The following is a 10,454-nucleotide window of genomic DNA, read 5'->3' as shown; positions in this document are numbered from 1 at the left end:
TACAAAGAATTGCATAAATTATTAGTCACAGCTTAAATGATTCCCCAAATTTATTCAGACCCGTTTCTGCTTTTTAAACTTTGCAACAGAACCTCGATTATTATAATCACAAAAGAATGAAGGCAAAACTAAAAGGCATGAGTCCGATACAATATCGAACTCATGCCTTTTAGTTTTGCCTAATGAAACAACCTGTCTAACTTTATGGGGTCAGTTCAAAATAAGCGTACTGTTTTTATTTTGCAGTTTTTAAGGAATCAAAAGCTAATTTATAATTTGGATGGTTAGTAACCTCATCAACGTATTCTACATATACTACTGTATCGTTAGAGTCGACAACAAAAATTGCCCGAGCTAGTAAACGTAATTCTGACATAAGGACACCATAGGATTTACCAAATGAAACATCCAAATGATCAGAAAGTGTTAATACGTTTTGCAATCCACTTGCGTTACACCAACGTTTTTGAGCAAATGGTAAATCTGTACTAATTGTAATAATTTTTACATTGTTAATATTTGATGCTTGTTCGTTAAAGTAACGAGTTTGCTGATCGCATACTTCAGTGTCAATAGATGGAACAACACTAATTAATTTAATTTGGCCCTTGTAAGTATCTAAATTTACTTTAGATAAATCGTTTGATAGTAATTCGAAATTTGGTGCTAAATCCCCGACCTCAACTTTATTTCCAATTAATTCAATTGGATTTCCTAAAAAATTCACCTTGTTCATGTAATATCCTCCTAGAAAATTTGTATTATTAACGCTTTACATATTGTTTATTAGGGGTATAAATAAAAAATTATTTTACTTAAAGACTAATAAACTATATAAACATTTTTTGTTTATATAGTGAAGGCGTTTAAGAACACTATATCAAATTTTTAAGAGAATAGCACATGAAAATTATTACAAAATTAAATAATAAAATTTCATTCGAAATGCTATGTATCTTATTTTTATAAAACAGTTTAACTTTTTGGGAATTACTTGATCAAGATTATACTCAATAAATATTTTCTAGAATAAAAAATTATTATTTGGGTATTATTTCATATACAATAAAATAATAAAAAACTTATAATGTTTATTTGGTTTAATGAAATTATATGCTATTATATGGACGTAATAAAAATTCATAGAGATTTTAAATGTAGAATAGAGATTAATATGTGTATTTTGAATTTAGGGGTATATAGATGTTTTTAGATGTAAATTACTTAGCGAGAGCTTATTATAATTAAAAAACATATAGAAAAAAAGAAACATTAAAAGAGATTGAAAAACAATTAAAGTCTATTCGAGATAAAGGGAAAAAGTCAAAATTTAATATGAAGTGAAATGCAGGAGTGTTATGAACATTGTTTAAAAAAAAAACAGTCTTTCATTAGGATTTAAGCAATGAAAAAATAAATGGATAGATTAAGGATTGTCAGTAAAAGTAGTAGATGGAGACAATTCATGAGTAGTGACGACGATTTCTAATGGAAAAGGAAAACAGGAATAATTATGAGCTAATGCATTATACCAAACCTTAATTCAAATACAAGATATTTTAACCGTTTACTATCATAAAAATAAAAGGTGAATCTAAGTTGACGGTAGATTTTCCTTTTATTTCTGTTACATGGAATCTTTATCTTAATTTAGCTGATATTATTTTATATAGAGTTATATTAGATAAAATGATATAATATAACTCACTTAAACCGAATAAACCACATGCGTTTATTCGGTTTAAGTGAGTTGCTATACAATGTGTTAGCGCAAGCCTTTTTTTAAATTGTAGTACATTGCAAGATTAAAAAATATATTTATTAAAGGATGTGAGTAGTTTGAAAAAGAGCAATAAAAATTCGAAAATTTTAGTATCAACATTATCCATAAGTACATTTTTAGCATTAAGTGGGCATAATATATATGCAGAAAATCAAAGTCTTAATACGTTTGATTTAGGAAAAAGTGCTAAGGTGTACAATAGTTTGTCAACAATTTTAGACCCTACATCTCAAATAAAAACATCATTACACGTATCATTTATTGAAGATCCACATAGTGATAAAAATATAGCTATTTTAAGTACTGAAGGAAGTAATATACCTGCTGGTAAAAAAATTATATCAAAAGAAGGTGATGATGGATCTGAGGCTGGTTATAAGAGTGCGATATTACAGTGGGCCTCCTTATACAATATATCGTTTGAAATCACAGAGGGAAAAGCAAAATTTTACAAAGTTGCTCCAGTGAATGCAATTGATAGCAAAAATGTGACTTCAACCGTTGGATATAAAATTGGAGGGAGTGTAAAGATATCTGACAATCCAGAAGGGTCGATTAGTGGAGATGCTACTTGGACAACATCTACTTCTTATAGTCAAAATGATTATAAGACCTTATTGGATACAGATACAGATAAAAAAGTCCAATGGAGAGTTCCATTTGTTTCTGCAATGAATCAAGGTTACGGACCATATACACAAGACTCTTATCATATTTACAATGGTAATCAGTTGTTTATGAAATCACGAAACGGATCGGTTTATGCACAAAATAATTTTATTTCTAGTGATGAAATGCCGCCTCTTGCATCTTATGGTTTTTCTCCAGGGATGATAGCTATAATTTCAGCAGAAAAAGATGATGATATTTCTGAGATGAAAATAAAATATGACCGTGTGTCGGATAACTATTGGATGGATTGGTATGGTGGTTATGGAAATAGACATGGTTGGGGTGTAATTGGTTGCTGGATGGGAACAAACTTCAAGGAACAACACCAAGTTAATTCTACACATCAATATAAGGTTGATTGGAAAAATCATAAATTACAAGAAAAATAAACTTTAAGAAATAAATCAATTAATAATATCAGAGGATGCTAGTTTAGATAATTTTTCAGTTTAGGAATATGGTAGTCTAAGCAAATTAGACATTTTTATTCGTGGGTGTTCTAATTTGCTTTTTTATATTATAAAAAGTGCTAAATGAATACCAGTAGGAGTAAATCTACATTTTATTATTTTAAAACAGAAGACTTATTTATCAAAAATGTGAAGTTTTTTAAGTGGGAGATGCATATCAGGAGACATAATTCTAATCTTTTGTATTCTATTAAGAAGAATAATAGAAAGTTAGGTATTATCATCTTAAAAATAAACAATATAAATTCCGAATCTATTTGAATGAAAGGTAAGAATCTTAATTACAAAAATAGGATATAGTCAATCTTGGTAGAATTGATTCCTTTCTAGTCTAGATAAAAAAATGTGTGAGGTAACAGGAAGAGACTAACTTATTATTCTTAATCGTCTTAGCTTACGAAATTAAAAAGGAAGAATGAGAAATAAAGCAATATTTCACTTCAAGCCACTTAAAATTAGAATAGTCAAATTCCCAGAGGGTTATGAGGTAATGGGACGCTCTAAATTGAGACGAAGGTGAAAAAACAATAAAAATAGGATCTTCTGCCGGAATGATAAATAAAAAAGTATAGGAAGCAAGTTGTAGTTTTCTTAAGATTACCAAAACAAAAACGAAAAATTTAAATCTTCGTGAATGGAATTGTTCTTCTTGTGTTATAAATAGGTGGCTTCAGAGAAACGAAGCTGTCTAGGGACTACTTAATTATCCTAATCAAATAGAAATTGATAGGTTTCCCTTCGATTTTAAACAGTACGTTAAGGTATAAAGTGGTGAGTAATTTAAAGGGGATTATTTATTTTTCATGGTCGATACTTTTTAATATAAATTTTTTATTTTGTAAAAACTATTGAAGAACGCTCTTTTAAACGTGTAAACTATATCGATTTATTTAGTTTTATCAGAGAAAAAAAAGAATAATTAACTATTCTTTTTTTCTCTAACAACTAAACCGTATAATAAAATATCAACAACTTCATTAAGAGCTTCATATACAGTAATTCGATTTTTTAAATAAAAATCTTTATCTAAGATAGATTCAATAGTATAAATAACAGTTTTCATAATTAAAGAAACATTTTTATTAACTATAGTTTCTTCTTTAATTGCTTGTTCAATTAGTTCACGTATATTATTTTCATCTTCTTTTAAAAAATCATCCATTTTAATCCATTGTTCAGGATGCTTTTGTTTCATTTGATTTAATACATTAAAATCAATAAATTGATAATATTTAGGAACTACCTTTAAAAAATGGCTGATTTTTTCAACAGAAGTTAGAGTTGTATCATTTTTTATTTGATTATATTGAAGTTGCATTTGTTCAATTGTTATATCTATTATATTATCTAATATTTCAGACTTAGAATCAAAATGCTCGTATATTGTTTTTTTACTAATTCCTAAACGAAGTGATAAATCATTGACAGAAAATTTAAGTCCCTTTACTTTTGTTTCTTCTACAAAAGCATTCATTATGCGCTCTTTAATTTTAAAACAGCTCCTTGTTATAGGTTTTGTGGTATATATGCATATATAAACTACAAAAACGAAATTGGTTTTCTTACGATAATTATACTAAATCTCATTAAATTTGCAAGATGTTAAATCATGGTTAATATACAATGAGGAATTATTTAAATACATTACATTTAATTTGTATTTCAAAATATTTTATAGATCAAATTATCAATAACAATTAAAATTACAACTAAACCTTGTAACATTAATCAGCCTGTACTAAAATGTAAAAAAATATTTTATGAGATCACTTTAAAATTCGAGGAGAACCTATGGCTAATGTAATAAAAAGAAGACATACATATCAATATGCACAGATACATAATAAGCCTTTGCAGTCTGATTTAAAAGACTTAAGAGCAATAGGTTTATTATCTCACCTAATGAGTTTGCCCAATGATTGGGTAATATATAAAACACAATTGCATAAAAAATTTAGTAGAAAAAATATAGACGCTGCATGGAAGGAGCTTGCTAACAAGAGTTATATTATAGGTTTTAATTGTTATGTAAATGGCAAGAAACAATCATTTTATAATGTTTCAGATATACCATTTAATGAATCCGAATACATTCAGTTTGTAGAGGAAACGATAAATGAATTATTAGAGTCCGGAGTATCCATTAAATCATTTAGTTTAATGAAAGATGTAAATTTTATTATTACAAATTGTTTAGAAAATATATTGGAAAAATATGATTTAAACTCCCCGGTAACAGAAGATAAATTATTTATATCATGCCAAGAGTCGAGTAATATACAAGGGAGATATTCCAATGAAATACAAAAAAATGAAATAGGTCAGATGAATAATGAATTTAAAAACTCTGATGAATTACAATTTATAATTGAAGAGTTGAGAGTAGCTACTCAGGATGAATTGTCAATAAATTCTTTTAATTTAGTACTTAGAAAAGTTTTGGACAAATATAAACAGGGAAAAATAAAAAATAGTTTTAGAGATTATTTTGTAACAGCTTTAAATACTAAAATGGAAGAATTAGAATTTCAGAGAGTGAAAAAAGAAGCTAAAGAATCCTTATTCTATAAAAATAAACAAAAAAATGATAAAGAATATAAGGGAAACATCATGTTCTATAATTGGTTAGAACAGTAGAGGTATCATTTAATTGTTCAAAAACAACAAATTGCATTAGTTTATGAACTGGTTGTATATGAACTCGATTAAATATCTTTAAGAAGTATTAAAACAACAAAAAGAGGGTATTTTATATTAATTAAACTTATTATATACAAAGTACTTACAGGTCACTTTATATATATGGAAAAATGATACAGTGTAATGTTGAGAAGAAATTTGATATGATTTTAGTAGATTTAAAATATATAAACCAATATAGTTTATTCTGTTCAAGAGGTTCCTTTTAAGACATAGTAATAGAAGTTATATAAGTTTCTATTGAGGAGAGAGTTATGATTTATTTTAAGAAGTTTTTAAGCAGTATTAGTTCTCTTTACAGTTTTTGTATTTTTAGGTCTGTTTTTTCTTTTTTGGGACAAAGTCTGGACATGAATTTCGAGTAATATTAGCCGAAAGTATTTTGACTTCTCAACATCCCAAATTAGTCAAGTATACCTTTTTGACTCAAGAAGAATTGGGCACTTTTAAAAAAAATAAATAATGCTAACTGGTCTAATAGCGTTGAGAACAATAAAGGTTTTACTAAAAGGAAACTAGATGAGTTAAAAAAACAGATTTAGTAATTGATATAGAACAAATCAATAGTGTAAAGGATAGTCACTTTCCTTTTAAAAGGACAATGATTACAATTCATAACCCATTTAATATTCGTTTAGTTGGTTAACAAGGTTCATAAAGTGTTAATAAAGGGGGGGATTGGAGTAATGGCCAAAAGACATGATGCATTTATAGCTATAAATGCAAGTGGTTTTAATGATGAAACAGGAAGAGGGGGAGGGAAAGAAGCAACAGAGGTTGTTATTGAAAATGGCAGAATATCGAAAACGAATCAAGATGACAAACTCCTGCAATAGGTGCAGGATTGACTAAATATGGCGAAATGATTACAGGTAGTTATTCTGCGCAAGAACTAATTGATAAAAATGTTGTTTATGCAGCTGGTATTATGCCTCAATTAATCGTTAATAGCAAAAAAATGATTACATCAGGAGAGGGTAGATCCTCTCTGCTACTTCATATTTATGGGGAAAAATCAGAAATACTCCGTCTACTTTATCACATGAGGACCGTTTTATGCTGAATTGTTGGATAGTAAAAAAGAATTCTAATCAGAAAATTAAAGTTAAGATAAACGGAAAGTATATTAATAATAGTGAAGTTAGTAACATCTTGAATAATATGTATTAAACTAAAAATGATTTGTAATTAATTACATGGATAATTAGGGGAATATTTTAATGCTAGAATATTTTATAACAAAAAATGTAATGCTAAATATATAATTTTTTTAAAAAAATTCGTGAAAATGATTTGCTATATTCATCAGGAAATTTAGAAAAAAAGGTTACAAATTCTTAAATAACGAAGGTGAAGAATTTGTAACCTATAAGAAGATATGTTAATTCGGATTTGAAAGAAAGTTTCGTAATGTTGGAAAGGAGTATATATTTATAAAATGAAAAAAGGTAACAAAAGTTTTTTAAAAATTTTAGTACTTCTTTTTGTTACTCAAGGGTTTCAAGTAGGAGTATGGGCTTCTTTAATAGGTGATTTACAATGTAATTGCGGTATGGGTGATAAGCAATTAGGGATACTTTTAGTAATACAGTCTGTGTCAGGTATTTTCGGATTATTGTTAATGATACTTTTTGCTCGAAAGTTATCAAAAAAATTAATTCTCTTTTTGGGAGTGGGTGGGACAGGAATATTTTATGGTTTATTATCTATTACAAAGAATTACGATATATTAATTTTTGTATTTGTGATAGGTGGGATTTTAATGGGATTTCTTGATTTTATCGTTAATAGGTTAGCGGGAGATTATGAAAAAATTTACAATTCTAAAATCATGCTAAAACTACATGCTAGTTTTAGTGCTGGTACCGCCTTGGGAGCACTTTCAAGTGGAGGATTATTATTTTTGGGATATAGTTATGAGTTTATTTATATAGGAACGGGAACGTATTTAATAATTGTAACTCTAATTAATATAAGAAATACTTTTCCTGAACCTGCTGTAGTAGGAGGAATGGAACTAGCTCTAAAGAGATATAGTACTTCTTTTCGATTTGAACCGCCTGTATTAGCTGCCATATTATTTATGGGGAGTACTTTTTTTATTTATACTGCATTTGAAAATTATTTATCGATTTACTTAAGAGATGTTATGCAAGCAGATTCTTTTTTAGGAGGGATTGAATTAGCTGTATTATATTCTGCAAATATGCTAGGTCGTATTCTTGGTAGTCGTATAGCAAACTTTATTGGAAATTATAAACTATTAGCTTACTCGGGGTTTATTTGTTTATCAGGGTTAGTTTTGTTTGTTTTTTCAAGGAATTTATTATCCTCGATGATTGGTTTGATGTTCGTTGGCATTGGTGGATCTACTTTTATACCACTTTCCTTTTATATAGCTAATCATAAATCTGATAATCCAGATAAGGCTGTATCACTTTTATCTGGTACTGGTTATATTATGCTAGTTGTTTCTCCTCTTTTAATAGGGTTAACAGCTGCAAGTTTTGGTTATCGTGTCGCATTTTTAATTTTAGTTATTGTACAGATAAAAATAATGATATTAATAATTGGTAAAAGGATATTTTTGAAAGGTACTCTTGATTGATTATAGAGTATTTTTTTTATAATTAAACATTTATTTTTTAGATGATATTTGAGTTTTATTCCGTAGAATATAAAAATCAAGATTCAATACACTTCAAACTTGGACTTTTCGGATACAGAAAAAAGGGAGGGAAGAGTGTTTAATGAAAGCGATTGAGAGAAGGAAAAGAATTTTAATATTAAAAGAGCAGTATTGTAGTAGTTGTAATTATAATATTACTCCGTATACCTATTGTACCCTACACTGTAAAATAGGTATACGGAGTAATAAATTTAGACAAAAAAATATTTGGGTTTAAAAAAAAGAAGGATACATTTGAGGGGAAATGGGATAAAAAATGCAAGCTTGCAATTGAGTTATATGAGCAAGGAATGGAATATCCGAATATAGCAAAAGAAGTGAACTGTCATATTAGTAGCTTGTACAGAGAACTAAGGAAGAGAGGGTTGTTAAAAATACCCTAATGAAAATAGAATTAGAATATTGAAGGTTTTTTGTTTACTATAGTTTTGGATAAAGAGATTAGAAATTATTAATCTTTATATTAAATTTAATTTTTATTTAATAGTACTAAGATTTTAGATTTGGCTTTAATTGAGTTTCGGGATATGGGAAGACCTTCATTAAAAAATAATGAAGGTCTTGTGAAATAGAATTTCATATGCATAGTTGCTACAGTTATAAACTTTTTCGGTTTATGTGGTTTATAACTGTAGAAGTAGGGTTAAAATAAATTTAACATAAAATATTTGCTTTGTAAATATTTTATGTTAAATTTATTTTAAAGTATAAAATCAGGTACCGATAAATAGAAATTATATAGGAGAAGGATAGCCTGAGCGGAACATGCGGATTTATTATATTAGGAACTTAATTTTAAAACAATATTACATATAATATAAAAAATTAACAGATATGAATAAAGGCCTATACTTACGTTTAACGAAAAGAAATATCTATATAAATAAATTATTCCTGGTAAATTTAATTGAAAACAAGTGTAAATCCCAAAAAATTTATTTAGATGCAGGAGAAAGAAGTAGCAATAGGTAATGGGTGGATACAAGATATGAAAACGGATGTTAGTTATTGTGAAGATGTTTTAATTTGTGAGGCCGTTGCTTGTGGGTAATGTAAACAAGTACAAATAATTCTAATCAATATAACGATTGGTTGTTTTTATTTTGTATATAATCAGTATAAAAACAGAAAAAGCATTCAAACAGAAACATTATCTCCAAATATCATTTTTATAACTGTACTTTTGGGAAGTCGAAGTTGAAATTATTAAGTTGATTGGCATACACCGCTGTTTTCAAGCGTATTCGTATTTTAGATTTAACTGCATTTCAGCTTCCAGATATGTTTTTATCCATTTATCCTGGGGGGAGAGGTAGTCATACAGGTGGGTTAAAAATCAAACTTGAATATGACTTATTAGGCGGACAGTTCCTACATATCCATACGGGTTCAGGTAAACAGTATAATCGAACTTATAGGTCTTTGTGTGTCCCAACTATGGCACAAAGTGATTTATGTATACGTGATTTAGGGTGTTTTCACTTAGAAAATCTTTAAAATATACCAGATAAAAAGGCTTACTATATCTCTCGTATTAAATCAAATACATATATTTATCAAAAAATACTATCTCTGATTATTTTCAAGATGAAAGAATAAAGAAAAGTACAAGGTGTATGCAGATAGATATGGAGGTTTTAATGAATTACCTTCAACAAGGCCAAACATAATCTTTCTTGGAAATATTATGTTGTAGTTGGGTACCGTGGATAAAGTATTGGAATTTACGATAGAGGAGAAAATGGTGGTGGAAGGAACACTATAGTATAAGGTTCGTAATCTGAAGGATGTTTATCGGCAAAAATGCTGTTTCATATACCATTAAAAAATACTAGAATTTTTTAATGGTATATATTGAATCAATTATATCAGGATGATAGTATGTATATTACACTAGAAACCTAAAAAACTTTTTTATTTTTAAAAGTTTATGAAGGGTGGACTATTTTATAGGAGGAGAGAAGAACATGAAAAAATTTATACCGAAAGTACTAACGACAGCTGTGTTAATTGGTTTGATTGGAGAGCCGATTATAGGGAGTCCGTTAACGACTCATGCGGCACCAATTAAAGGAACAGAAAAGCCTAAAGAAGAAAAAGAAAAGAGAGAGAAAGAGAAAGAGAAAGAGAAAGAGAAAGA

At 28.0% G+C, this 10,454-nt stretch carries 6 protein-coding genes and 2 pseudogenes; 6 read left to right on the top strand and 2 right to left on the bottom strand.

What is annotated here, in order from left to right; all coding sequences use genetic code 11:
• Positions 1-80: 80 nt before the first annotated feature.
• Positions 81-173 (top strand): IS3 family transposase, encoded by a 93-nt coding sequence (locus ATL10_RS29565; protein WP_481747234.1) that lies wholly within the window; start codon positions 81-83, stop codon positions 171-173.
• Between the two features lie 62 nt (positions 174-235).
• On the opposite strand, the gene tpx is transcribed toward ATL10_RS29565, so the two are convergent.
• Positions 236-736 carry a thiol peroxidase gene (gene tpx / locus ATL10_RS29560; RefSeq protein WP_110498165.1) on the bottom strand — a complete coding sequence of 167 codons (501 nt, stop codon included), beginning with the start codon at positions 734-736 and terminating at the stop codon, positions 236-238.
• Between the two features lie 1,103 nt (positions 737-1,839).
• Between tpx and ATL10_RS29555 the strand changes: the two genes are divergently transcribed.
• The gene (locus ATL10_RS29555; RefSeq protein ID WP_181419358.1) at positions 1,840-2,844 is read left to right on the top strand and encodes a beta-channel forming cytolysin; all 1,005 of its coding nucleotides are present in this window, start codon (positions 1,840-1,842) and stop codon (positions 2,842-2,844) included.
• Between the two features lie 1,000 nt (positions 2,845-3,844).
• On the opposite strand, the gene ATL10_RS29550 is transcribed toward ATL10_RS29555, so the two are convergent.
• Positions 3,845-4,399: a TetR/AcrR family transcriptional regulator gene (locus tag ATL10_RS29550; RefSeq protein ID WP_258375831.1), complete on the bottom strand. Its 555-nt coding sequence runs from the start codon at positions 4,397-4,399 to the stop codon at positions 3,845-3,847.
• A gap of 317 nt (positions 4,400-4,716) precedes the next feature.
• Between ATL10_RS29550 and ATL10_RS32070 the strand changes: the two genes are divergently transcribed.
• From ATL10_RS32070 to ATL10_RS29525, 4 genes and pseudogenes are all read left to right on the top strand, one after another.
• A complete protein-coding gene (locus tag ATL10_RS32070) occupies positions 4,717-5,562 on the top strand; it encodes a hypothetical protein (protein WP_258375830.1) in 846 nt (281 codons plus the stop codon).
• Positions 5,563-5,943: 381 nt separating this feature from the next.
• A pseudogene (locus ATL10_RS29540) lies at positions 5,944-6,795 on the top strand (phosphodiester glycosidase family protein).
• Positions 6,796-7,063: 268 nt separating this feature from the next.
• Positions 7,064-8,233 (top strand): MFS transporter, encoded by a 1,170-nt coding sequence (locus ATL10_RS29535; protein WP_110498159.1) that lies wholly within the window; start codon positions 7,064-7,066, stop codon positions 8,231-8,233.
• Between the two features lie 1,302 nt (positions 8,234-9,535).
• Positions 9,536-9,981, top strand: a pseudogene (locus tag ATL10_RS29525) (transposase); the annotation flags it as partial.
• Positions 9,982-10,454: the final 473 nt, after the last annotated feature.

The organism is Bacillus sp. 196mf (genome assembly GCF_003217275.1).
GTDB lineage: Bacteria > Bacillota > Bacilli > Bacillales > Bacillaceae_G > Bacillus_A > Bacillus_A thuringiensis_S.
Note: the sequence above shows the minus strand (reverse complement) of the source record. Positions and strands in the feature narration are given on the sequence as shown.

Bases quoted from the DNA above. Each gene is read 5' to 3' on its own strand.
- tpx (WP_110498165.1), bottom strand. From the start codon at position 736: ATGAACAAGGTGAATTTTTTAGGAAATCCAATTGAATTAATTGGAAAT.
- ATL10_RS29550 (WP_258375831.1), bottom strand. From the start codon at position 4,399: ATGAATGCTTTTGTAGAAGAAACAAAAGTAAAGGGACTTAAATTTTCT.
- ATL10_RS32070 (WP_258375830.1), top strand. From the start codon at position 4,717: ATGGCTAATGTAATAAAAAGAAGACATACATATCAATATGCACAGATA.
- ATL10_RS29535 (WP_110498159.1), top strand. From the start codon at position 7,064: ATGAAAAAAGGTAACAAAAGTTTTTTAAAAATTTTAGTACTTCTTTTT.